The sequence below is a fragment of the Pusillimonas sp. genome, assembly GCF_035515275.1.
Lineage (GTDB): Bacteria > Pseudomonadota > Gammaproteobacteria > Burkholderiales > Burkholderiaceae_B > Pusillimonas.
This window is the reverse complement of record NZ_DATJBQ010000178.1, coordinates 24,073-47,539: the sequence shown is the minus strand read 5'-3', so window position 1 is coordinate 47,539 and position 23,467 is coordinate 24,073. Positions and strand designations below refer to the sequence as shown.

The following is a 23,467-nucleotide window of genomic DNA, read 5'->3' as shown; positions in this document are numbered from 1 at the left end:
ATTTGGTGGGCTTTTGTTTATGTGGCGTTGGGCGGTCGCTATAGGGTGAGCTTACTATCTGGTGAGCGTGCTATTTGGGTTCTTGAGCGCCGTTGGGGGCGAGGGTGTGCCAAACGGGCGGTCGGGCGGTTTGTGGCAGCGCCCTCCAACGCCCGTTTGGCACACCCTCGCCCCCAACGGCTTGCGGAGACGGCTTGCGGAGACGGCTTGCGGAGACGGCTTGCGCCAGCGGCTTGCGCCAGCGGCTTGGGGCAGCGGTTGCGGCTGCAGCTGCAGCTGCGGGAAATGGCCGCGGCGGCGGCGGCCGGCAGGGTGGTCGATTCGCGGATTAAAGTGTGGCGAATGCCTCTTCGGCGGCGTCGAGCGTTGTTTGGATCACCGCGTCGTCATGGGTGGACGAGACGAAGCCCGCCTCGAATGCGGAAGGTGCCAGGTACACGCCTCGAATTAACATGGCGTGGAAGAATTTCTTGAAGCGCTCTACATCGGACGCCGACACTTCTTCGAAGGTCGTGGGGATGCCCTCGCGGAAATAAATGCCGAACATGCCGCCGACGGAGTCTGCGCTGAAAGGCAGTTTGGCCGCCTGGGCGCGTTCGATCAGGCCCGCGGTGAGCTTTTGGGTCTGTGCGCCCAGGCGCTCGTAGAAGCCCGGCTCGGACAGCAGGCGCAAGGTGGTCAACCCGGCGGCCACTGCCACCGGGTTGCCCGACAAGGTGCCGGCCTGGTACACGGGGCCAAGGGGCGCAACGTGTTCCATGATGTCGGCGCGGCCGCCAAAGGCGCCTACCGGCATGCCGCCGCCAATGACCTTGGCAAGGGTGGTGATGTCGGGCTTGACGCCGGTCAGGCCCTGAACACCCTGTGGCCCGGCACGAAAGCCCGTCATGACTTCGTCGAAAATAAGCAGGGCGCCGTACTGGGTGCACAGGGCGCGCAAGCCTTCCAGAAAGCCTGCTGCGGGCTTGACCAGGTTCATATTGCCGGCAATGGGCTCGACGATGATGCAGGCGATTTCGTCGGGGTATTGCTTGAATGCGGCTTCAACGGCTTCGAGGCGGTTGAAGTCGAGCACCAGCGTGTGCTGAATGAACTCGGCCGGAACCCCTGCCGAAGTGGGGTGGCCGAAGGTCAGCATGCCCGACCCCGCCTTGACCAGCAGGCTGTCGGCATGGCCGTGGTAGCAGCCTTCGAATTTGATGATTTTGGGGCGGTTGGTTACGCCTCGGGCCAACCGTATGGCCGACATGGTCGCTTCGGTTCCCGAGCTGACCAAGCGTACTTTCTCGATGGATGGAATACGCGCAACGATGGCTTCCGCAATGTCGATCTCGCCTTCGGTGGGCGCACCGAAAGACAAGCCATTGACCGCCGTTTCTTGCACGACACGAACGATCTCGGGGTGGGCATGGCCCAAAATGGCAGGGCCCCACGAGCCGACGTAGTCGATGTAACGCTTGTCTTCGGCGTCCCAGATGTAGGGGCCTTGTGCGCGCGTGACGAAACGTGGCACGCCGCCGACCGATCGGAAGGCACGTACGGGCGAATTGACGCCGCCCGGAATGGTTTGGCAGGCGCGTTCAAATAAGGAGGCGTTACGGGGCATGATGCAAGATCCGGTAGTAATACTTGGGCGGCCAATGAAGGCCGATATGAAGCCATAAGCATACCAAGCCGGCAGGCGCCGTGGGCGGGCGCGGCAGCGCTTGCAGCGTGGCGGGCTAGGCTGCCTTGAACAAAGCGCGGCAGCGTGCGGCGGCTGCCTGGATGTCGGGCGCCTCGAAAAGGCCGCTGATCAAGGCGATGCTGTCGGCACCTGCCTCGACAAGCGGTGCCGCATTGTCGGGAGTGATGCCGCCAATGGCCACGACGGCGGCGCGTGAGTGCTCTGTTGCGAAAGAGGCGGCCAGGTGCTGTGCGATGCGCAGGTGCTCGAGGCTCGCCTGCACTGCCTCGGGCTTTACCTGCGACGGATACATGGCGCCGAAGGCAATGTAGTCGGCACCGGCTGCAAGGGCCTGTTCGGCAAGCTGGGGTTGGTTGTAGCACGAAGCGCCCAGAAGGCGGTCAGGCCCCAGCGCCTTGCGTGCCGCCGTCAGCGGGCCGTCGTCGCGGCCCAGATGCGCGCCATCGGCCTCAAGCTGCAGGGCCGTTTCAAGGCTGTCGTTGACCATGAACACGATGCCCAGTGCGCTGCAGAGCCGGCGCAATGCCTTGCCCTGCGCAAGACGTTGGGCGTGGCTGCCGGTTTTGCGGCGCCATTGCAGCGCTGTCATGCCGCCCGCTGCGGCCTGCCGTACCGCTTCGGTCAGTTTGTCGGTGTCTTCCCAGTCGGGTGTGATGCCGTAGAGGCCTCGTGGAAACCGTGTAGTAGACGATTTATTCATGAGCAGAGCGATTGATGATTCGATAACCCATGCCTGGCTGAAACGTTGCCGAGGAAAGGCGCACGGCCTTCTTAAGAGCGGTTTCAATGGCTTGCGGCATTGCATGACCTTGCGCCAGCTCAAGCGTGGCCGCACAGGCAAGCGGGCCGTCGACGTCGACCAGTCGTGAGCTGGGGGCCTGCCATAACCAGTTGTAGGTGGCTTGCTCGGGCCCGTGCAGCAAATGAGCGCTTTGCCCTGGGCGTATTGGGGCGCCGGTGGTCATTACCCATTGTGCGCCGTATTTAAGCAGCAACTGGGCGGGTGTCATGGTTTCGTTCGTGGACAAGATGCCGTCGGATTGCCAGTGGGTAAGCAGGCCATGTTCGGCTATAACCAGGTTTGCCTGGGGCAACAATAGCTCGAACAGCGCGTCCAGCACCTCTTCCGGGTCGGTATCGTCGCCCGTATTGGTTTCAAGGGGCGCACCCAGCTGCAGCACCAGCGGAAGATGGCTGTAGTCGGCGGCAATCTGTGCCAGAACGCGCACAGCATCAGTGCTGTACAGGGGCCCGGCCTTTATGGCCTGAACATTCATGTCTTCAAGCAGGCAGCGCGCCTGGTCATCGATAAACTCGGGCGACATGGCGTGGATGTCTTCGATACCGGCGGTGTCCTGCACATGGATGGCGGTAACCACACTAAGCGCGTGTCCGCCCAGCGCGGCGCAACTGACTGCATCGGCAGGCAGATTGCTTGACCCGCTGGGATCGAACGGCTCAAAAAACAGTACCAGGGAAGGGTCAGGAACTAGCACAGGCAGGGAGTGGGGGAAGGCGAGTTTCGTAAACTTTGGCTTGAATCAAGGAGGGAAGCTATTGCGTTTAGTAATATTGACCCCATTCTAATTGAATCGCCAATCGGCGGGTCGAGATTTCGTCCTGCCCGAGTCGCCCTTTTTTGAGAGTAACGGATATGCGTACCTGGATGTGTCTGATATGTGGCTGGATTTACGATGAAGAGGCGGGTGTGCCCGAAGAAGGCATCGCGCCCGGAACCCGTTGGGAAGATGTTCCACCCAATTGGGTCTGCCCCGAATGTGGGGCTCGTAAAGAAGACTTCGAGCTTATGGAGGTGTAAGCTTATTGTCATGGCAACAGCCGCAAACAGGAGGGCGCATCATGTCAGCCAGTAAAGTTTCAGATTGCGCATCGGCCATTGATCTTTCCCGGCAATTTCTGCTGGCCATGCCCGGCATGGTAAGCGGCAACCTGGCCAACACCGTCATCTATGTGTGCGAGCACACCAGCCATGGCGCCCTGGGACTGGTCGTCAATCGCCCCACCGACCTCACAGTCGGCAACCTATTGCAGCGCATCGACCTTAATCTGTCGCTCGAGATCGGTCCCGTGCAAGACACGCCGGTGTTTTTCGGCGGGCCGGTGCAAACCGATCGCGGTTTTGTGCTGCATGCGCCGGCAGGTGAATACACCTCCAGTATTCCCTTGGGCGAACTGGCCCTGACTACGTCGCGCGACGTGCTGCAAGAAGTCGCCGAGGGGCGTGGCCCCGAGCGTCTATTGGTGACGCTGGGTTATGCAGGGTGGGGCGCAGGCCAACTCGAAAGTGAGATGGCGCAAAATGCCTGGCTCAATGTTACGGCGTCCGACGACATTCTTTTCAGGGTTCCGCCCGAAGAACGTTACGACGCCGTACTTGGGGTGCTGGGCATCAGTGCGGCCATGTTGGCCGGCGACGCGGGTCATGCCTGAAGAAACCCTGCTGGCGTTCGATTACGGCCTGAAAAAAATCGGCGTGGCGGTGGGCAACACGCTGACCCGGCACGCCCGGCCGCTGCGCATCCTTACGCCGGTTACGCGCGAGCAGCGCTTCAAGGCCATTGAGGCATTGCTGGCCGAGTGGGAGCCCGATCGCGTGGTGGTCGGCTTGCCACTGACCACTGAAGGCGGCGAACAATATGCGTCGTTGCGGTGCAGACGGTTCGCCAACCAATTGCATGGCCGGTTCGGCGTCAAGGCAGAGCTGGTCGACGAACGCGGAAGCAGTGTCGAGGCCCAGCAGGCCCTGGGCACCCACGCCCAAGACGACGCCATGGCGGCGGCCATTATCTTGCAGCGTTATCTTGATGCGCTGCCCTCGTAACACGCACGCGAAAGCAGCGCGGTGCTGCGGCCGGCTCAGAGTCTTGGGTGTTGATTTGCGGCGCTACCCGCTACGCTAAAACGTAATACTATTACGTTCCGTCCTGAGAACACGACATAAAAGTCAAAGAACAGTGAGTCTTATTTTGCGTTTTTTGCTAATTCTGCTTCGCCTGCCATTCGTTCTTCTATGGCTGGTTTCAAGTTTGCTGTCGGTCGCCACAATCTACCCCCTGGTTTCTCCATCCATGAGGGGCCGCATGAACAACGCATGGTCCCGCATGCTGATGCGACTGTGCGGTATCCGTATCGATGTCTTGGGCGAACCGCGCATGAAAGGAGCTGCCCTTTGGGTGGCGAACCACGTTTCCTGGATTGACATTTATATTCTGGCAGGCGTGCGCAGCGTTTTTTTCGTCGCCAAAAGTGAAATCCGTTCCTGGCCGGTGTTGGGTTGGCTGGTGGCCAAAGTTGGAACCGTGTTCTTGCAGCGTGGGCAGCGCCATTCCATTCGCCAGGTGGGCGATGAAATGCAGGCTCGGTTTCAGCGTGGTGAAGTCATCGGGCTGTTTGCCGAGGGAACGACTTCCGATGGCTTTGACGTATTACCCTTTCACTCCAGTTTGTTCGAACCGGCGGTACGGGCCCAGGTAGAGATTCAGCCGGTCGCGCTGCGATTCATGCACCATGGTCAGCGCAGCGATTTCGCCGCGTTTGTGGGCGACGAAACGCTGGTGGCCAATTTATGGACACTGCTGGGCGCTACAGGCGTTTCAGTAGAAGTGGAGTTCCTGCCGGTGATCAGCCCAGCGCAATGCCAGGCGCTTGGGCGCGTTCAGGTTGCGCGTCATACCGAGCGCCTCATAGGCGAGGCTGTACGCCTTGCGCCGGTGTGTCAGCCCGAGCCTTTCGAGCCCCGCTACGAACGATCAGCGTAAGTATGGTCCGGCTGGCCAAAACCCAAGCCTTCGTGGGGGTATAGCTATTTCAGGACGTTGGAGGGCGCTGCCACAATCCGCCCGACCGTCCTGAAATAGCTATACCCCCACGAAGGCGGTTAAAAACCCAAAAACAGCTCGCCGCTAAAGCCCCACCCATTCGCACCTGCGAGAGTTATTCGCCACCTGGCGCAGCATGTCCGCTGCAACTGACCTGAACGATTTTCCGGTCGCCCAGTCGTACGGCCGTCAGCGCGCGGCCCCACACACACCCTGTATCCAGACACATAACATCCGGGCGAATCAACAGCCCCAGGGTCGACCAGTGCCCAAACACCACCGTGGCTTCGTCGCGGGTAAGGCGTCCCGGCGCATCAAACCAGGGCAACAGCCCCGATTCAGTCCAGTCGCGAGCAGTGGGCGCCAGCTTGTGGTTGAATTCCATGCGGCCGTTTATATCGCACATGCGCAGCCTGGTCAGCGCGTTGATAATAATGCGCTGACGGTCTTCGCCGCGTAGCTTGTCGCGCCATCGCGCAGGCTCGTTACCGTACATGCTTTTAAGCCGTACCTGCCAGTCGGGTGCTCGCAGGCTTTCTTGTACCTCGGCGGCCAGCTTCATGGTGTCGGCTACCGTCCATTGCGGCAGAACGCCGGCATGCACCAACAGGTGGCCTTCTTCGTAATGGGCCAGCGGGCGGTGCCGCAGCCAGTCGATCAGTGCGTCGGCATCCGGTGCAGACAGTATTTCTTGAGTTGTGTCAGATTTGCCCGGCTTGCGTATGCCGGCCGCAATGGCCAGCAGATGAAGGTCGTGATTGCCCAGCACGGTTACGGCACGGCTGCCCAGGGCAATGACCCGCCGCAAAGTATGAAGCGAGGCCGGACCCCGGTTGACGAGGTCACCGGCAAACCAGAAGCGGGGTGTTTCGCTGGCGGTAATGTCAGGATGCTTAAGTAAGGTTTCCAGCGAGCGACAGCAGCCTTGCAGGTCGCCCACCATCCAGATATCGCTTGAGCTCATGCTGCAGCCTTGCTCCAAGGCCAGCGCGACAGCGCCATGCGCCGCACATTGTGCTGATTTTCCATAAGTACGAGACTGCCTAAGGCAAGTACGAGGGCGGCCAGGTTGGGCACGAGGGCGGTGACCCAGGGGGGCCATTGCCCCAGCATGCCCACGTTCAGGGCCAGTTGGTTGATCATGAAAAAGCCTACGCCGAGCAAGATGCCGATAAACACCTTGCCGCCTACGCCGCCGCGCCGGGTCTGCATGAAGCCGATGGGGGCGGCGATGGTGATCATGACGAACAAGGTGAACGGGTAGGCCACCTTGCGCCACAATGCCACGATCTGGCGGTCGGTTTGCAGGTGATTGCTTTGCAGGTACTTGATGTAGTCCAGCAGCACCGAGATCGACATGCGCTCGGGGGTCAGTACGCGTGCAATCAGCCGTTCGGGCGTCAGCGTGGTGACCAGTTGAGCTTGGTCGACCCGGGCGGTTTTCGTCAATGGCGTGGTGGGCGCTTGCGCATCAGCCAGGGCCATGAGGGCGTCATCGGCAATCACGGTTTCGGTGACTTCGGTCAGCACAAGCCTGCCTTGTTCGAAGTAGCCGTCGGTGGCGCGCGAAAGCTGTGAAAGCTCCTGGTTTTCGCGGAACTCATACACTGTAACGCCGCTTACACCCCCGTTTGCCCTGAGCTCGGAGATATTGATGATGCGGTTGCCGCCGTTTTCGCCTTCTTCCTTGAACCAATAACCGCTGTTTAGACGTCCGCCACCGGTGCGGCCCAACAAAGACAGATTGGTTTCGCTGTGCTTGATTTCAGCTGCCGGTGTAACGACCTCGGACAGCACGAAAGCGCCAATGACCCAGGGTATGGTGATCATCCATAACATGACCAGCAGCTTGATGCCGCTGACACCGGAAACCCGCAAGATCACGAGCTCGTTGCGCTGTGCCAGGCCGGCCAGCGCCAATATGGCGCCGATCAGCAGCCCGATCGGCAGCAGCTCGTATAACCGGGTGGGTAGTTGCAGTGCCTGTAGGTAAAACAGATTGAGCAGCGTAAATTTTGAGCCCACGTTGTCGAGTTCTTCGATGAGGGCGAAGAAAGTAAATAAACCGACCAGCGCCAGAAGCACGACGGCGCAGGAGCGATAGATTTCGCGGGCTAGATAACGGCGGGCGGTACGCATTGAAGTGGTTAGAGGATCTGGAAAATATTTGCCGGCCGCCTTTGGGCGGGAACGAAGAGCTTACCAAATTGCATCAGGGGATCTCGACCTGCCGCATGCGTTTCTGGATCGTGGCGGTGCGCGAACGCAGGTATGCGGTGTCGCCACGCTGATCATAGTACGCAGGGTTGGGCAGCATGGCGGCCAGCCTGGCAGCTTGCGAAGCGCCCAGCCGAGCGGCATCGCTGCGATAATAATGCGCCGCTGCCGCCTGGGCGCCAAACACATCGACACCCCATTGGGCCAGGTTAAGGTAAAGCTCAAGTATGCGCTGTTTGCTCATGACTGATTCGATCATGTAGGTTAACAGCAGTTCTTGCCCCTTGCGCCAATACGAACGCGAACTGGACAAAAAAAGGTTCTTGGCCAGTTGCTGCGTAATGGTCGAGCCGCCGCGCACCCGGTCGCCGCCACTTTCGGCCTGCCGCATATTGTATTCCCAGGCTTTGCGTATCGCCCGCCACTCGACGCCGGCGTGATCCATGAACCTGGAGTCTTCTGAGGCAATGACAGCGCGCTTCAGGTTGTTGCTTATTTTTTCGTACGGCACCCACTGATACCGTATGACGGCATCCGGGTTCTCACGACGCAGATCGGTACGGGTTGCCTTCATGAAGGCGCTGCTGCTGGGGTCGTAAAAACACAGCCACACCACCATTACAAACAATCCAAACTGGTATAGCAAGAACCCGAATACGGCCAGCAGCAGGGCTGTAAACGCCACCTTCAGTTTGGAGATCCGCCGTTGCGCCATCGGTTCAGCGCCCCGCCATCCTGGCGCGTAATTGCGCCAGCACCGGGGCGGTATCGGGGCGTACGCGATTCCAGATAAAAAAGGCTTCGGCCGCTTGCTCCACCAGCATGCCAAGCCCGTCGACAAGGTGTTCTGCGCCCACGCTTTTGGCCTGGACGAGAAACGGCGTGGGTCGGGCGCCGTACATCATGTCGTATGCAAGCGAGCCTGGCGCATATTCGACGCCGACCAACGGGGGCGCTTCACCCGATAAGCTGCTAGAGGTGGCATTGATGACCACATCCCACTGGCCGTGAGCCTGATCAAGCCCGCCTGCTGTAACCTTGGTTGCGTATTGTGCAAGCACGGTGTCTACGTGTTGCTTCAGATCGTGCGCACGTCCGGCGTTTCGGTTCACGACGCGCAGTACCGCGCAGTCAGCTTCCAGCAAGGGAAAGAGTACGCCCTTGGCGGCGCCGCCCGCACCAACCAGCAGCACACGCTTGCCCGCAAGCTTGATGCCAAGGCGACCGATATCGGCCAGCAGGCCGACCCCGTCGGTGTTGCAGCCGTGCAGCTTGCCGTCCTGCATCCACAGGGTGTTGACGGCGCCTGCCGGCCTGGCTCGTTCAGAAAGGCGGTTGCCGCACAGGGCGTAAGCCTCTTCTTTGAAGGGCACGGTCACGTTCAGGCCCTGGCCGCCGTTGGCGAAAAACTCGCTCACGGTGTGCGCGAACGCCTCCAGAGGGCTTTCGAGCAGGTCGTAGCTAAGGGCGATGCCCGTCTGGCGGCCGAATTGCTGGTGAATGGCGGGTGATTGACTGTGTTTGACGGGGTTGCCGACGACGGCAAACTGCCGGACGGGGGCGGGTGCATTCATGGAGTTTCCATAGACAATCGGTTATGGGTGAAATGCCAGGTGCGCGTAATGGCCAGCACATCGGTCTGGCGGGCGACTGAATCGGGCAACGGCGGAAACGGCGCGGCCAGTTGCACAATGCGTTGCGCAGCCAGGTTCAGTACCGCGTGCTCTGAAGGCTGGTTGATCTCGACGCGAAGCAGGTCGCCGTTGCTGTTTATGAAAGCGGTTAGTTGCAGCTTGCCATATACCTTGCCCCGCGCTTCGGCAGGGTAGTGCTGCGTGCCCAGCAGTTCGATCTTCTTGCGCCACGACTCCACATACTGGGCATAATCGGCCTCTTGGGCGGCGGGGCCGACAAACTGTTGCCGCGGTTGAGCGTTGTAGCGTTCGATCTGCTCTTTAATTGCGGTGATACGGGCGTTGAGAATCAGGCTCTCCTGCACCATGGCATCGTCGCCGGGCGCGTCCGACTGTTGCAGCAGATCGGGCTGGTCGCGTGGCTGAGCTACGGCTTGCACGGCGCTAAGCTGGGTGTAGAGTTTTTCTTGTTCGGCTTCCAGTTGTGCCTGACGCTTGCGCAGTGCTTCGAGCACAATCTGGTCGGGCGAATCGGCGGCGGTACGCGGCAAAGGCGAAGCAGCCACGCTGCTGCCGCCGTCGCCGCCCGCATTGACCTGTTGCTGGGCCAATACCTGGGGCTCGGCCGGAGCGGTTTCGGTACGGGCGTTTACCAGCGTTACTTCGAGCCTGGTTTCAGACTGCACTGCCGGCGGCCGTGGCTTGTGCCATTGCAGGGCCAGCAGTGCGGCATGAATACTAATGGAAAGCACCAGCGCCAGCGGCAGATAACCGCCGCCGGCGTGTGGTCGCGAAATCAGCGTCCAGATCAGAAGCGGGCCGGCGGTCTTCATGGGCGCTTGCCTTTGGCGGGCTTAAGGTTGTACAGCGCCCAGATAGCGGCACTGCAGCTCCAGGGCGAGTTCGTCGTGCCCAAGTATTTCCAGCTCGACTCCCTGGCCGCGTTCGAACTCGGGCATGCCTGCAACCCGCGTGACAAACGGCACGCCGTCCAGGCGGACCAGGTCGTCGCGCAGGACCTGACCGGTAACCCGCTTGATGTCTTGCTGTTGCAGCCACCGAAGGCACCAATAGCGTTCCATATTGTGCTGAAAGTCGCCCCAGGTGGTGTATTGCGAGTCGAAAGCGCCGATGATGGCAAACAGATCGGCTTCTTTGGGCTTGAACGGAGCCACCAGCCTGGCCGAGACGCCGTGTTCGGCAGCAGCCAGTATTTGCCCCTGGTTGATCAGGTCGACATAGCGCCGCAGCGGCGATGTAGACCAGATATATTGCGGGACACCGATGGCCTCATGCGGCAGGGGTTGCGTTGACATTCGCACACGAGCGGCCTGCTGAGAGCGATAGATGCCCGGCACACCATGCCTGGCCAGTAGTTCGCCCCATAAATTATTTGCCAGAATCATGTATTCGGCGACAAGGCGGTCGAGCGGCGCATTGCGCTGTCGGGGCACAATGTTGACCGTGCTGTTCGGGTCGTCGGGCGAACCTTCAAGACTGAACGAGTACTCGACCCTGGTGTTGTTTTCGGCTTTGCCCCGAACAGCGTCGCGCTGCGCACTCAGCGCCTTGGCCAGTTTCCATAAGGGGCGCAACCAATGGTCGTAGGGCAATGGCGCCTCGGGGTCATCCAGAGCCTCTTCGCTGACAAGGGGTTCAAGCGTGTTAAGGCGCAGGTTTTCGCGCACCTGCAGCATTTCGACGCGGGTGTCTGACTTTAGGATTTCGCCCGTGATGAGGTTGGCTTCTACATACAGCGACAAAGCAGGGCGCGGCGTGCCAGCGTCGAGCGAAAAGGCTTCAAGCAGCGCGTCGGGCAACATCGGTATCTTCTTGCCCGGCACATAAACAGTAGACATGCGCGAGCGCGCGATGTCGTCCAACTGCGTTCCCCGCATAACTGCCAGGCCGGGTGCGGCGATATGCACCCCCACCCGCACGACTTCGTCGGATACCGGTTGCACCGACAGCGCATCATCGACTTCGGTGGTCGAGGCGTCATCAATGGAGTAGGCTTCGACATCGGCCAGGGGCAGGTTCCAGTCCGAAGCAACCGGCTCCAATGCCGGAAACCCCGTTCCCTTGGGAAAGTGCTCGGTCAGGAATCGATGCCAATGCAAAGCCAGGGGATGCGGCCAGGCGCCCAGGCGCAACAAAAGTTGTTCCGGGCCGGCTCCGGTTTGAGTGCAAGCGGCCTCGAAGGCCTTCCATTCGATGGTGTTCTTGTCAGGCTTGGTCAGCAAGGTTTTGGCCACGGCGGCAATGGCTTCGGGCATGTGCCCGGCCACCATCTGGTCGGTCCATTCCTGTTGCTGATTCGCCTGCAAGCGTTTCTTTTCAATGGCGGCAAGCGCTGCCTGCAGAATGTCAGGCGGCGCCGGCCGGTAGCGGCCTTTGCCTCGTCTATGAAAATAAGCGGGAGCACTATTCAGGGCGAAGATCAGTGCTGCCTTCTCGACTGCGCTGGGCGTGTGGCCGAAATAATCTTGCGCGAACTCGCAGGCGTCCAGTTCGTCCTGGGGGGCGCATTCCCACAAGAAATCAATCTCGAGCGTGGCCGCCAGTTCAATGGCCTGCTCAAGCAAGGCGGCAGGGGCGGGCTGATCAAAGGCGAACAGCACGTTGGCCTTCTTGATCTTGCTTCGCTTGCCGGACGCGGCCTCCACCTGCATGGTGGAGTCGCTTTCAGAGAAGATTTTCTCGGCCTTGAAGTTGCCGCTGTCTTCGTAGAGAACGTACATAAATTAGTCGTTGGGGTGCCGGGGCACTTGGATAAAAAAGTAAAGACGATGCAGCAGTCGGCTCAGGGCAGGTGGTACGGTTCCAATACGAACTGCAGCACCTCGGGAAGCCATTGTTCGAAGTCTGATATGCCGTGGTCGCCACCTTGAATGATATGGCCGTGGCTGCCTGCATAGAATTGGGCCATTTCGCGCCAATCCAACACTTCGTCGCCTGTGGCGGCCAGCAAGAAATAACGCTTTGGGTCAGCCGGGGGCGCAACCGCCATCTGTGCCAGTTCGTCGACATATTCGGGCTTGAAGACGAAGGGCTCATTGTTATGAAACTGCGTGTGCCGCCCCACCTGGGTCGCCAGGTCGCGCGCGGCATGGACCACCGGGTTCAGCACCACCGCACGGCTTTGCCATGTTTCGGCAAGGCAAGTTGCATAATAACCGCCCAGCGACGAACCGATAATCGTCAACGCCTGGTCTTTTGTATGGTGTTGCCGGATAAGGTCTTGCGCCAGGGTCAGCGCCTGGGCGGGGCTGGCGGGCAATTGCGGGCAAAACCATTGTTCGGCCAGCCCGCACTGTTGCAGGGCGGCAGCCATTATTTGCGCCTTGGCCGACATGGGCGATGATCGAAACCCGTGCAGGTACAGAATCATGAGCCCGCCCCAGAGGTCGACGCAAGGCCGTCCAGCAGCTTCTGGTGGACCCCGCCGAAACTGCCGTTGCTCATGACCAGTACGTGGTCGCCTGGTCGGGCGTGCGCGACAATGGCCTGAACCATGGTGTCCAGATCAAAGTGGGCAAACGCGCGATCTTTCAGCGGCGCAAGTACCTGGGCCGGGTCCCAGCCCAGGGCGTGCTTGCCTTGCGTTTCGCCGTAGCAGAACACCAAATCGGCCTGCGCCAGCGCATCGGGCAGACGGGCTGCCATGGCCCCCAGCTTCATGGTGTTGGAACGCGGCTCAAGCACGGCCAATATGCGGTTTGAGCCGACCTGCCTGCGTAAGCCTTGCAAGGTGGTGGCAATAGCGGTGGGATGGTGCGCGAAGTCGTCATAAACGGTTATATCGCGTACGGTTCCGCGCAGCTCCATGCGGCGCTTGATGCCCCCAAAGCGCGACAGGGCCTCGATGCCCGCCTCGGGAGCCACACCCGCCTGATGCGCGGCCGCCAGGGCCGCCAGCGCGTTTTGTCGGTTGTGTTCGCCGCCCAGGCCCCAGTGCACCGTGCCAGCTGCCTTTGCATCGACCAGTACTTCAAAATCGGTGGGGTGGTTGTCGATGCTTCGTGCGCTCCAGCGCCCATTTAGGCCGAAGGTTTCCACCGGGGTCCAGCATCCTTTTTCCAGAACCGTGTCCAGCGCTTCGCTTTGGTGGGGCCGAATAATCGCGCCCGTAGAAGGTATGGTGCGGATCAGATGATGGAACTGGGTCTGAATGGCCGCCAGGTCCGGAAAAATATCGGCGTGATCGTATTCGAGGTTATTCAATATGGCGGTGCGCGGGCGGTAGTGCACGAATTTTGAACGCTTGTCGAAAAAAGCGGTGTCGTATTCGTCGGCCTCAATCACAAACAATTTGTTCTGAGGGTCAAAGCGCGCCGACACCTCGAGGTCGGGAGCAATGCCGCCGATCAGGAAGTTGGGAGACAAGCCGGCTTCTCGAAGCACCCAGGCCAGCATCGAACTGGTGGTCGTCTTGACGTGGGTGCCGGCCACCGCCAGCACGTGCTGGGTTCGCAATACGGCGTCGCCCAGCCACTGCGGGCCCGAGGTATAGGCCAGCCCCTGGTCAAGTATGGCCTCCATCAGCGGGTTGCCGCGGGTGACGACGTTGCCGACAACGTAAAGATCGGGTCGCAAGGCAGTCTGGTCGGCTGAAAAGCCCTGGATCAGTTCAATGCCCTGTTCTTGCAGCTGGGTGCTCATGGGGGGGTAAACCCCGGCGTCGCAGCCGGTAACCTTATGGCCGGCCGCCCTGGCGATTAGCGCAAGGCCTCCCATGAACGTGCCGCAGATGCCCAATATGTGTAGATGCATGGTTCAGTAACCCTCCAGGCGGTATTGTAGTGATTCTGGCGGGTCGGAGCAGCGATGCTAAAATCGCCTTCAATGATGAAAAGCCTTAATCCTCTTTGCCGGGGCACGCCATGAAGCGCCGTAGTTTTTTAGTGCGCACCGCAGTGCTGGCCGGTGCCGGCCTGGCTGCGAGCCTGCCGCTGCCCTCGTGGGCGGGCAATCTTTTTGACCAGGCCTTTCCCGATGCCGACGGCGTCGACCAGCCTCTGAAGCAATGGCTGGGCAAACCTGTGGTGGTCAACTTCTGGGCTACCTGGTGTCCGCCCTGTGTCAAAGAAATGCCCGACCTCGAGGCCCTGCATCAAAAGTATCCTGATGTGCATTTTCTGGGCCTCGCGGTTGATACAGCCGTTAATGTGCGCAAGTTCAACCAAAAAGTGCAGGTCAGCTACCCGCTGCTCATGATCGGGCATGGCGGCATCGAACGCATGCGTGCCATGGGCAACCGCGCGGGGGGCCTTCCTTTTACGGTGGTTTACGACTCGACGGGGCAGGTTGCCCAGACCATACTTGGTCAGGTCAAGCCCCACGAACTTGAAGAAACCATTCGTGGTCTGCTTGCGTAAAACGCTGCAAAAACAATGGTTTTCATGGACAAACACGGCCTTTTGGCGTAAAAAGACGTTCTAATACCTGACCGAAACCAACATGGCCCGAAACATTCTTGTCTTGCACGGCCCCAATTTGAACATGCTCGGCACACGCGAACCGCAACTGTACGGACGCGAAACCTTGGCCGACATCAATGCCCGCCTGCAGCAACTGGCAACCCAAAATGGGGCACAATGCTTCTCGTTTCAAAGCAACCACGAAGGCAGCCTGATCGACCGCATTCATGCCGCCGGCAGCGATGGTACAGATTTCATCGTCATCAATGCAGGGGCGTATACCCACACCAGCGTGGCGTTGCGCGACGCCTTGGCGGCGGTATCGATTCCGTTCATCGAAGTGCATATATCCAATGTATATAAGCGAGAGCCCTTTCGCCACCACTCCTACTTGTCCGATCTGGCGGTAGGGGTTGTTGCCGGTCTGGGCTCTTTTGGCTACGAAGCCGCCTTGCATCGAGCAATGGCGGGTTAGGGCCGACACCGTTTTTCGTTTCAACAATATTTCGTTCGCTGCGGGCCGGTTGTCGGCCACAGCGAAATGACATGGGAAAGTCTGTATGGACCTCAGAAAACTCAAGACCCTGATCGACCTGGTTGCTGAATCGGGCATTGCCGAGCTCGAAATCACCGAAGGTGAAGGCAAGGTGCGCATCGTCAAGTTCACGCCTCCCCCCCCAACGGTGGCTTACATGCCCGAACCGCAACAGGTTGTCGCCGCAGCAGCGCCGGCACCCGCTGCGGCAGCTCCAGCGGCGCCTGCGGCGCCGGCCGCTCCGCAAGGGCATGTGGTCAAGTCTCCTATGGTCGGAACCTTCTATCGCGCGCCTAACCCCGGCGCCTCGCCATTCGTCGAAGTCGGCCAATCGATCAAAGAGGGCGAACCTCTGTGCATTATCGAAGCCATGAAGCTTCTGAATGAAATCGAAGCCGACAAGTCGGGCGTCATCAAAGAAATCCTGGTTGAAAACGGCGAGCCCGTCGAGTACGGCCAACCCTTATTTGTCATCGGCTGACCCATTCATGTTTGAAAAACTCCTTATCGCGAATCGGGGCGAAATCGCTCTGCGCATACAGCGAGCGTGCCGCGAACTGGACATCAAGACCGTGGTTGTCTATTCAGAGGCCGATCGCGACGCCAAGTACGTACGCCTGGCGGACGAGGCCGTCTGCATCGGGCCGGCGGCCGCTCGCGACAGCTACCTGAACATGCCCGCCCTGATCTCAGCGGCCGAAGTCACCGACGCCGAAGCCATCCACCCCGGATACGGCTTCCTGGCTGAAAACGCCGACTTTGCCGAGCGGGTCGAAAAAAGCGGTTTTGTCTTTGTGGGCCCACGCCCCGAAACCATACGCATGATGGGCGACAAGGTCAGCGCAAAACTGGCCATGATCGAAGCGGGGGTTCCGGTTGTTCCAGGCTCGCCAGGCGCGCTGCCCGAAGACCCTGAAGAAATCCAGCGCATCGCGCGCGACATTGGCTACCCGGTCATTGTCAAGGCTGCGGGCGGCGGCGGAGGCCGGGGCATGCGGGTGGTCTACACCGAAGCGGCACTGCTTAACGCCGTATCCATGACCCGCACCGAAGCGGGCGCAGCTTTCGGCAACCCCGAAGTCTATATGGAGAAGTTCCTCGAGAACCCTCGCCACATCGAGATCCAGGTGCTTGCCGATGGCGGCCGCAACGCGGTGTGGCTGGGCGAGCGCGATTGCTCCATGCAGCGTCGGCATCAGAAGGTCATCGAAGAAGCGCCGGCTCCGGGTATTCCGCGCAGGCTCATCGAGCGCATTGGCGACCGCTGCGCCGATGCGTGCCGCAAAATGGGTTATCGCGGCGCCGGCACTTTCGAGTTCCTGTTCGAAAACGGCGAGTTCTTCTTCATTGAAATGAACACTCGTATTCAGGTTGAGCACACTGTTACTGAAATGATCACCGGCATCGACCTGGTGGTGCAGCAAATACTGATCGCCGCCGGCGAAAAAATGACGCTGCGTCAGCGCGACATTCAGTTTCGTGGTCATGCCATCGAGTGCCGCATCAACGCCGAAGATCCGTTCAAGTTCATTCCCAGTCCCGGCAAGATCACCAACTGGCATACGCCGGGCGGTCCGGGCGTGCGCATGGATTCTCACGTCTTTAACGGCTACACGGTGCCGCCTAACTACGACTCCATGATCGCCAAGCTGATTACCTACGGCGATACGCGGAAACAAGCCATCGCCCGCATGGAAATCGCACTGTCCGAAATGGTGGTCGAGGGCATTCAAACCAACGTAGCCTTGCATCGCGAACTGATGCGCGACGGTCACTTTGTCGAGGGCGGAACCAGCATCCATTACCTCGAGCACAAGTTGTCGCAACGTCCGTAGCCGATCAGGGTGTTTTACCAAAGGCCCGGACACTGTCCGGGCCTTTTTCAGGAAAAAACCATGCGAGAACTCGTGCTGCATTGCCAAGAGGCTCAGGCGGAGGCGCTGTCGGACGCACTGCTTGACGCAGGCGTGCTGTCCGTCTCGGTCGAAGACGCAGACAGCGATACCGAGGCAGAACAGCCGCTTTTTGGTGAGCCGGGGCTCGAGCCCGAAATACAGGCCTGGAGGAGCAACCGGGTGGTGGCGTTGTTGCCGGACGGCATCGATCCCGAGCAGGTGCTGGAACAAGCGCAGGCTGCAAGCGGCCTTGATTTCCTGGCAACGGGGTGGACCACTCGAGACGTGCCCGATGCCGATTGGGTCAAGCTCACCCAGGCGCAATTCGGTCCCATACATATCGGTGATCGGCTCTGGATTGTTCCAAGCTGGCACCGCGACGACCCGACCGTTCCGCAAGAAGCCCTCGCGCAGGCCGGCACGGGCGCCATCCACATCGAGCTGGATCCCGGCCTGGCTTTCGGAACGGGCAGCCACCCCACTACGCACCTGTGCCTGGAGTGGCTCGAAGTTAATCTTAAGGCGGGCCAAACGGTGCTTGACTATGGTTGCGGATCGGGCATTTTGGCCATTGCAGCTAAATTGCTGGGTGCCGGCCCCACCACCGGTGTCGACATCGACGAACAGGCTGTACGGGCGACCGAGTACAATGCAAAGGTTAATCGCAGCGAGGTGCTCGCCGTGCTGCCCGACGCTTTGCCCGATGGGCAGTTCCAGGTAGTGGTGGCAAATATTTTGTCCAATCCGCTTAAGGTACTTGCGCCAATGCTTGCCAATCGCGTTGCTCCGGGGGGGTGGCTGGTACTGTCGGGCGTGCTCGAGCGCCAGGCCCAGGAAGTTGCCGGGGCGTACGCGCCGTGGCTGGCCCTAAGCACCTGGCGTACGCGTGAAGGGTGGGTCTGCTTGAGCGGGCAGCGCGCCTGACGGTTTTTTATCGCATATGGATCTAACCACCCGTTGCCCTCATTGTGCAGTAGAGTTTCCCGTCAGCCTGCAAGAACTGCAGCTGCGCAAGGGTTATATCCGCTGCATCAATTGCGCGCATATCTTCGACGGCTACGAGGCCGTCGTACCCACTGATACAGCCGAACACACGCTGACACGTTCTCAGGCTCCTGCCGAAACCGCCATCGAGCCCCGGTTCTTGGCTTCAAGCGCGTTGCCCGCAACAAACCATGCCGAACCGAAGCACGTCGTTTCAACGCCGCAATCTTCCGCAGTGCCCATACGCACACGTGATGCCTCCGAACCTGTGCCGGAGGCGCCCGCGTTTACGCTGGGCGTACCGGCGGGGTCACGCGACAAGCCGCGCCATACCATCGGCGAAATCAGTCCTGAAGCACGTTACGACGGCATGCACGATCCAGCCTCAAGCCTGTATGTCGAACCGCGCCACGACCGCAGCGCAGGCCCCGAATTTATTCACGACGACGCACGCTCCGGGCTGGGTTTCGCCGGCGTGTTCTGGAGTCTGTTGCTGGTGCTGGGTCTGGCGGGCGCGGTCCTGCAGGCGGCCTATATTTATCGAGTTCAGATCGCGGGTGAGTTTCCTGCTCTACGGCCGGCGCTCGAACGCTATTGCGAAATGCTGGGGTGTACAGTCGAATACCCGCGTCGCTTGGCGCAAATCGCCATTATGGATTCATCGCTGCAGGCGGTGCGAGGCGATACAGACACCACGGCCAATCACTCCGACAGCCGCATGATGCTGAATGTCGTGTTGCGCAACAACTTCGATCGTCCTCAGCAGTGGCCGTCGTTGTCGGTCGATCTGGTCGATTTCTCGGGCGTGGTCGCTGCCCGGCGCTTGCTGCAACCGGCCGACTATCTGCCCGAACTATCGCTGCAGCGCCCCTTTCCCGCTCAAAGCGAGGTACGAGTTTCGGTGCCCATTACGGTCCAGGGCGTGCGCATCAACGGTTATCAGCTCAATACGTTTTTTCCATAAGGTTAAGAATGTCCAACAAGATTCTTGTGTGCGGTTCGGTTGCGTTTGACACCATCACGGTGTTCGAGGGGCATTTCAAGGATCACATCCTGCCCAACAGCATTCAGTCGCTTAGTGTGTCGTTCTTTGTGCCCACCATGCGCAAAGAATATGGTGGTTGTGCCGGCAACATTGCCTACAACCTGCGATTGCTGGGCGCAGACCCCGTGCCGGTGGGCACGGTGGGCGCCGATGCCGGCGACTATATCGATTACATGCGCGGCCTGGGCATCGATACGTCGCTGCTGCGTGTGCTGCCCGATATGTTCACCCCTCAGTGCTTCATTACCACCGACCTCGACAGCAATCAGATTGCCTCCTTCCACCCCGGCGCAATGACACGGTCTGCCGAAAACGATTTGTCGGGCACCAAGGCGGCCTGGGGCATTGTGGCACCCGATTCAAAAGAGGGCATGTTCGCCAACGCCCAACGACTTCATGCGCAAGGTACGCCGTTCATCTTCGACCTGGGCCAGGCCATGCCCTTGTTCGATGGCGACGATCTGCGAAAGATGATTGATATGGCGCAGATTCTTACTGCCAACGATTACGAGGCAAGCGTCATCGAACAGCGTACCGGACGCAGCATTCAGCGAATCTCTGAATCGTTGCGCGCGGCGGTGGTCACGCGTGGTGCCGAGGGCGCGATCTTGTATAACCAGGGCGAGACCACGCACATCGATCCGATCCGCGTTGACAACGTGATTGATCCCACGGGTTGCGGCGATGCACATCGGGCTGGTCTGCTCTATGGCCTGGTCAACGACTGGTCGCTGGTTGATGCGTGTCGCTTGGCGAATGTCATGGGCGCCATTAAAATTGCTTCAAGGGGTCCTCAAAACCATCAGCCGAACCGTGCCGAAATCGGCGCATTGCTAAAAGACAGTTACGGCGTCAGCCTGTCCTGATCCGCCGCCTCATGTCTCGAAAGGAGTTTTTCATGATTTCAACAACCGTAGTTCAGTCGGGCCGCGGCTACCGTCGCCTGTTGGCGGTTACCGCTGTGGCCGCCTCCCTGCTTGTGGTGGCGGGTTGCGCCAACAAGTCAGCCTCCAGCTCGGTGTATACCTACGGCCAGGCTCAGCAAGAACAAATCGTTCGTAACGGTACGGTCGTGTCGGTGCGCTCCATCACCATCCAAGACGACCGTTCCAGTGGCGCCGGCATGGTTGCCGGGGGCGCATTGGGCGGCGTGGCCGGTAATGCCATCGGCGGCGGATCGGGTCGTGCCATTGCCACGGTCGGTGGTGCCATACTCGGTGGCCTGTTGGGCAACACAGTCGAAAACCAGGTCAGCAAAAAGCAAGGCCTCGAAATCACCGTGCAGCTCGATAACGGCGAAACTCGTGTGGTCGCCCAAGAGGCCGACGTCGCGCTGTCTTCAGGCCAGCGTGTGCGCCTCATCAGCGGCGGCGGGCCGACTCGCGTCGTGCCTATGTAAACAAGTTGCGCATGGCAGTGGCGGGCCCCATTGGTGGGCCCGCCACATGCGCCAGGGCTTCAAAGCAAAACACCCCGCTGCGGTCTTCAGGCCGCGCCGGGGTGTTTGCATTAAGCGATCCTGTTGCGCCGTTGGGCAACAAGACCCGTGTGTCTACATGGCCAATACCGAGAAAGAAAGCCGTTGCACGACCATCATGCCGATTTGTGCAAGCACCAGCAAAACCAGCGGCGAAAGATCGAGCCCGCCAAGGTTGGGCATGATGCGGCGAATGGGGTTCAGCAGGGGTGCGGTAAGTGTGTGCAGCACCGGCATGACGGGCGCCATGGGATTGACCCATGACAATATCGCCTGGATCAGCGTGATCCAGACCACCAGATTCAGTGCCCACTTCAATACCGTAAGCAGGCTTGCTATCAGTGCTGGAACCAGCCCTTGTACCATGGGCAACTGCCCGGTAAGCACTACCCACGTTGCCAGCAAGTACACGAACGCGGTAAGCCAGCAGGCCAGCAGGCTGGGCAGATCGACCTTGCCGCGGGGGGGGACAATGCGGCGCAGTGGCTGCACAAGCCAGTCGGTCAAGCGGATGACCGCTTGCGAATAAGGGTTGAACGGATGAAGCCGTATTGCATAAGCCCAGGCTCGCACAATAAGCGCGATGCCGAACAACAGGAAGACGATGTCGAGGACGAATCCGAGAATGCCGCTGGCCATGGGTTCTGAGGTGGTGGTTTGCAAAGTGCCATTGTCGCACGACTAGTACCCCGCCGCATTAAAGCGAAAGCAGGCGGGCCCAAGCTGAAAAGGACGCCAAAAAAAGAACTGCCCGGTTGACCGGGCAGTTGAGATGCTTGCTTCTGTAAGGCGCTAGGGTCAGGGGCGGCCGCCGGTGGGGAAAGGCCACGATGCAGCAGGATTGACCGTTTTTGTGGCGGGCGTGGCCGTAGTGGCAGCCTTGCGTGCCTTGGCATCAGCCTTAGCGCTGTTTTTTTTTGCAGCGGCTGTTTTGGCTACGGCCTTTTTAGCCGGTGCTTTTTTTGCCGGCGCTTTTTTTGCGGTGGCAGTTTTAGCTACAGCTTTCTTGGCAGGTGCTTTTTTAGCGACTGTTTTTTTTGCAGCGGCTTTTTTAGCGGGTGCTTTCTTGGCTGCGGCTTTTTTAACCGGTGCTTTCTTGGCTACGGTTTTTTTGGCCGGTGCTTTTTTAGCGACCGCTTTTTTTGCGACAACTTTCTTAGCGGTGGTTTTTTTGGCTGCTGTTTTTTTGGTTGCTGCTTTTTTAGCGGGCGCCTTTTTGACTACCGTTTTTTTGGCTGCTGCCTTTTTGGCAGGTGCCGCTTTTTTAGCTGCTGCTTTTTTTGCCGGGGCTACTTTTTTAGCGACGACTTTCTTTGCGACTACTTTCTTGGCTGTTGCTGCTTTCTTTGCTGTTGCTTTCTTGGCAGCCGCTTTCTTTGCGGCCTTCTTGGCTGTTGCCATGATTAGGCTCCTTGAGAATGAATCGTAGAGGTACGTTCACCCATTTGATATGGCCCCCACGAAAGGGTGCGACCCATCTCAAATGGCGCAAGCGTGCAAGATGCATACACGACATCTTGCACGCTTAGAGTCTAACGTAAGGAGTTGTTGTCTCCAAGCATTATTCCCAGCTAAGTGCTCCGCCTGTTTGATATTCGATGACACGTGTCTCAAAAAAGTTGCGTTCTTTTTTAAGGTCGATCATTTCGGCCATCCAGGGGAAGGGATTTTCTTCTTGTGCAAATAATGGATCAAGACCGATTTGCTGGCATCGACGGTTGGCGATAAAGCGCAAGTAAGACTTGAACATTGAGGCATTCAGACCGAGCACGCCGCGAGGCATGGTGTCTTCAGCGTAAGCATATTCAAGCTCTACAGCCTTTTTGAAGAGCTCTTGTATTTCTTCGCGGAATGACGGGGTCCAGAGATGTGGGTTCTCGAGCTTGATAGTGTTGATGAGATCGATGCCGAAATTGCAGTGCATGGATTCATCGCGAAGAATATACATGTACTGCTCGGCAGCACCTGTCATTTTGTTTTGACGGCCCAACGCAAGTATTTGCGTAAAACCAACATAAAAGAACAAGCCTTCCATCAGGCACGCAAAAACAATCAGCGACTTGAGCAGTGTCTGGTCGGCTTCGGGCGTGCCGGTTTTAAAGTTGGGGTCGGCAATAGCGTCGATGAACGGGATCAGGAACTCGTCTTTATTACGGATGGACGGGATCTCGTGGTAAGCGTTGAAGATCTCGGATTCATCGAGGTCAAGGCTTTCGACAATGTACTGATAGGCGTGGGTATGAATGGCTTCTTCGAACGCCTGACGCAACAGGAACTGTCGGCACTCGGGTGCAGTGATGTGCCGGTAGGTGCCCAGCACAATATTGTTGGCCGCCAAAGAGTCGGCGGTAACGAAGAAACCCAGGTTGCGCTTGACGATGCGGCGTTCGTCTTCGGTAAGCCCTGTGGGGTTTTTCCAAAGAGCAATGTCGCGCGACATGTTGATTTCTTGCGGCATCCAGTGGTTGGCGCAGGTGGCGAGGTATTTTTCCCAGGCCCACTTGTACTTGAACGGCACCAGCTGGTTGACGTCTGTTTCGCCGTTGATGATGCGCTTGTCGGCGGCGCGCACGCGTTGGCTGCTGCCGGCTGCCTGCGCGGTGTTTGCGCTGGGAGCTGCCGGTGACGGCATGGCTGTGTCGTCGACCATGCGCGAAGGAGCAGCCCCGGCGGCCGGCCGGGCCGCGGGCGTGCTGGGTGTTTGAGGGGTGTCTTCCCAATTCAACATAGTATT

General features: G+C 59.4%; 26 protein-coding genes. 12 read left to right on the top strand and 14 right to left on the bottom strand.

Features of this window, described 5'->3' with window-relative positions; translation table 11 throughout:
- Positions 1 to 328: 328 nt before the first annotated feature.
- The 3 genes from hemL to thiD all read right to left on the bottom strand — a co-directional run bounded on the left by hemL (position 329) and on the right by thiD (position 3,183).
- Positions 329 to 1,606, bottom strand: coding sequence for a glutamate-1-semialdehyde 2,1-aminomutase (gene hemL / locus VL003_RS13095; protein WP_325443185.1), 1,278 nt, complete (start codon positions 1,604 to 1,606; stop codon positions 329 to 331).
- Positions 1,607 to 1,721: 115 nt separating this feature from the next.
- The gene (gene thiE, locus VL003_RS13090; protein ID WP_325443183.1) at positions 1,722 to 2,387 is read right to left on the bottom strand and encodes a thiamine phosphate synthase; all 666 of its coding nucleotides are present in this window, start codon (positions 2,385 to 2,387) and stop codon (positions 1,722 to 1,724) included.
- A complete protein-coding gene (thiD, locus tag VL003_RS13085; protein ID WP_325443181.1) occupies positions 2,380 to 3,183 on the bottom strand; it encodes a bifunctional hydroxymethylpyrimidine kinase/phosphomethylpyrimidine kinase in 804 nt (267 codons plus the stop codon). The genes thiE and thiD overlap by 8 nt, the downstream gene beginning before the upstream one ends.
- Positions 3,184 to 3,341: 158 nt before the next feature.
- Here thiD and VL003_RS13080 point away from each other — a divergent pair, with 158 nt between their 5' ends.
- The 4 genes from VL003_RS13080 to VL003_RS13065 all read left to right on the top strand — a co-directional run bounded on the left by VL003_RS13080 (position 3,342) and on the right by VL003_RS13065 (position 5,466).
- Positions 3,342 to 3,506: a rubredoxin gene (locus VL003_RS13080; RefSeq protein WP_325443179.1), complete on the top strand. Its 165-nt coding sequence runs from the start codon at positions 3,342 to 3,344 to the stop codon at positions 3,504 to 3,506.
- 41 nt (positions 3,507 to 3,547) lie between these two features.
- Entirely contained in the window at positions 3,548 to 4,138 is a 591-nt protein-coding gene (locus VL003_RS13075) for a YqgE/AlgH family protein (protein ID WP_325443177.1), read from the top strand.
- A complete protein-coding gene (gene ruvX / locus VL003_RS13070) occupies positions 4,131 to 4,529 on the top strand; it encodes a Holliday junction resolvase RuvX (protein ID WP_325443175.1) in 399 nt (132 codons plus the stop codon). The genes VL003_RS13075 and ruvX overlap by 8 nt, the downstream gene beginning before the upstream one ends.
- Positions 4,530 to 4,788: 259 nt before the next feature.
- Positions 4,789 to 5,466, top strand: a complete 678-nt coding sequence (locus VL003_RS13065; RefSeq protein ID WP_325443173.1) for a lysophospholipid acyltransferase family protein — start codon at positions 4,789 to 4,791, stop codon at positions 5,464 to 5,466.
- Between the two features lie 175 nt (positions 5,467 to 5,641).
- On the opposite strand, the gene VL003_RS13060 is transcribed toward VL003_RS13065, so the two are convergent.
- The 8 genes from VL003_RS13060 to mpl all read right to left on the bottom strand — a co-directional run bounded on the left by VL003_RS13060 (position 5,642) and on the right by mpl (position 14,150).
- Positions 5,642 to 6,490, bottom strand: a complete 849-nt coding sequence (locus tag VL003_RS13060; RefSeq protein ID WP_325443171.1) for a symmetrical bis(5'-nucleosyl)-tetraphosphatase — start codon at positions 6,488 to 6,490, stop codon at positions 5,642 to 5,644.
- Entirely contained in the window at positions 6,487 to 7,665 is a 1,179-nt protein-coding gene (gene lptG, locus VL003_RS13055) for an LPS export ABC transporter permease LptG (protein ID WP_325443169.1), read from the bottom strand. Before lptG ends, VL003_RS13060 begins: the two co-directional genes overlap by 4 nt.
- Positions 7,666 to 7,738: 73 nt before the next feature.
- Positions 7,739 to 8,458, bottom strand: coding sequence for a monofunctional biosynthetic peptidoglycan transglycosylase (mtgA, locus tag VL003_RS13050; protein ID WP_325443167.1), 720 nt, complete (start codon positions 8,456 to 8,458; stop codon positions 7,739 to 7,741).
- A gap of 4 nt (positions 8,459 to 8,462) precedes the next feature.
- Positions 8,463 to 9,317 carry a shikimate dehydrogenase gene (aroE, locus tag VL003_RS13045; protein ID WP_325443165.1) on the bottom strand — a complete coding sequence of 285 codons (855 nt, stop codon included), beginning with the start codon at positions 9,315 to 9,317 and terminating at the stop codon, positions 8,463 to 8,465.
- Entirely contained in the window at positions 9,314 to 10,210 is an 897-nt protein-coding gene (locus VL003_RS13040) for an energy transducer TonB (RefSeq protein ID WP_325443163.1), read from the bottom strand. The genes aroE and VL003_RS13040 overlap by 4 nt, the downstream gene beginning before the upstream one ends.
- 21 nt (positions 10,211 to 10,231) lie before the next feature.
- Positions 10,232 to 12,118, bottom strand: coding sequence for a ribonuclease catalytic domain-containing protein (locus VL003_RS13035; protein WP_325443162.1), 1,887 nt, complete (start codon positions 12,116 to 12,118; stop codon positions 10,232 to 10,234).
- Positions 12,119 to 12,180: 62 nt separating this feature from the next.
- Positions 12,181 to 12,768, bottom strand: a complete 588-nt coding sequence (locus tag VL003_RS13030; RefSeq protein ID WP_325443160.1) for a YqiA/YcfP family alpha/beta fold hydrolase — start codon at positions 12,766 to 12,768, stop codon at positions 12,181 to 12,183.
- Entirely contained in the window at positions 12,765 to 14,150 is a 1,386-nt protein-coding gene (mpl, locus tag VL003_RS13025) for a UDP-N-acetylmuramate:L-alanyl-gamma-D-glutamyl-meso-diaminopimelate ligase (protein WP_325443158.1), read from the bottom strand. The genes VL003_RS13030 and mpl overlap by 4 nt, the downstream gene beginning before the upstream one ends.
- A 110-nt stretch (positions 14,151 to 14,260) precedes the next feature.
- On the opposite strand from mpl, the gene VL003_RS13020 reads away from it, so the two are divergent.
- The 8 genes from VL003_RS13020 to VL003_RS12985 all read left to right on the top strand — a co-directional run bounded on the left by VL003_RS13020 (position 14,261) and on the right by VL003_RS12985 (position 20,655).
- Complete coding sequence (locus tag VL003_RS13020; RefSeq protein ID WP_325443156.1) at positions 14,261 to 14,755, top strand: TlpA family protein disulfide reductase; 495 nt, start codon at positions 14,261 to 14,263, stop codon at positions 14,753 to 14,755.
- 82 nt (positions 14,756 to 14,837) lie between these two features.
- On the top strand, positions 14,838 to 15,272 hold the full coding sequence (gene aroQ / locus VL003_RS13015; protein ID WP_325443154.1) for a type II 3-dehydroquinate dehydratase: 435 nt from the start codon (positions 14,838 to 14,840) through the stop codon (positions 15,270 to 15,272).
- Positions 15,273 to 15,357: 85 nt separating this feature from the next.
- Positions 15,358 to 15,813, top strand: coding sequence for an acetyl-CoA carboxylase biotin carboxyl carrier protein (accB, locus tag VL003_RS13010; protein WP_325443152.1), 456 nt, complete (start codon positions 15,358 to 15,360; stop codon positions 15,811 to 15,813).
- Between the two features lie 7 nt (positions 15,814 to 15,820).
- On the top strand, positions 15,821 to 17,167 hold the full coding sequence (gene accC / locus VL003_RS13005; RefSeq protein WP_325443150.1) for an acetyl-CoA carboxylase biotin carboxylase subunit: 1,347 nt from the start codon (positions 15,821 to 15,823) through the stop codon (positions 17,165 to 17,167).
- A 60-nt stretch (positions 17,168 to 17,227) separates the two neighbouring features.
- Positions 17,228 to 18,151: a 50S ribosomal protein L11 methyltransferase gene (gene prmA / locus VL003_RS13000; protein ID WP_325443148.1), complete on the top strand. Its 924-nt coding sequence runs from the start codon at positions 17,228 to 17,230 to the stop codon at positions 18,149 to 18,151.
- Between the two features lie 16 nt (positions 18,152 to 18,167).
- Complete coding sequence (locus VL003_RS12995) at positions 18,168 to 19,175, top strand: zinc-ribbon and DUF3426 domain-containing protein (protein ID WP_325443146.1); 1,008 nt, start codon at positions 18,168 to 18,170, stop codon at positions 19,173 to 19,175.
- Positions 19,176 to 19,183: 8 nt separating this feature from the next.
- Positions 19,184 to 20,122, top strand: coding sequence for a carbohydrate kinase family protein (locus VL003_RS12990; protein WP_325443144.1), 939 nt, complete (start codon positions 19,184 to 19,186; stop codon positions 20,120 to 20,122).
- A 32-nt stretch (positions 20,123 to 20,154) separates the two neighbouring features.
- Positions 20,155 to 20,655, top strand: coding sequence for an outer membrane lipoprotein (locus VL003_RS12985; protein ID WP_325443142.1), 501 nt, complete (start codon positions 20,155 to 20,157; stop codon positions 20,653 to 20,655).
- A 153-nt stretch (positions 20,656 to 20,808) separates the two neighbouring features.
- On the opposite strand, the gene VL003_RS12980 is transcribed toward VL003_RS12985, so the two are convergent.
- The 3 genes from VL003_RS12980 to VL003_RS12970 form a co-directional block, all read right to left on the bottom strand.
- Positions 20,809 to 21,372: a YggT family protein gene (locus VL003_RS12980; protein WP_325443140.1), complete on the bottom strand. Its 564-nt coding sequence runs from the start codon at positions 21,370 to 21,372 to the stop codon at positions 20,809 to 20,811.
- A 159-nt stretch (positions 21,373 to 21,531) separates the two neighbouring features.
- The gene (locus tag VL003_RS12975) at positions 21,532 to 22,134 is read right to left on the bottom strand and encodes a histone H1-like repetitive region-containing protein (protein ID WP_325443138.1); all 603 of its coding nucleotides are present in this window, start codon (positions 22,132 to 22,134) and stop codon (positions 21,532 to 21,534) included.
- 160 nt (positions 22,135 to 22,294) lie between these two features.
- Complete coding sequence (locus tag VL003_RS12970; RefSeq protein WP_325443135.1) at positions 22,295 to 23,461, bottom strand: ribonucleotide-diphosphate reductase subunit beta; 1,167 nt, start codon at positions 23,459 to 23,461, stop codon at positions 22,295 to 22,297.
- Between the last annotated feature and the right edge of the window lie 6 nt (positions 23,462 to 23,467).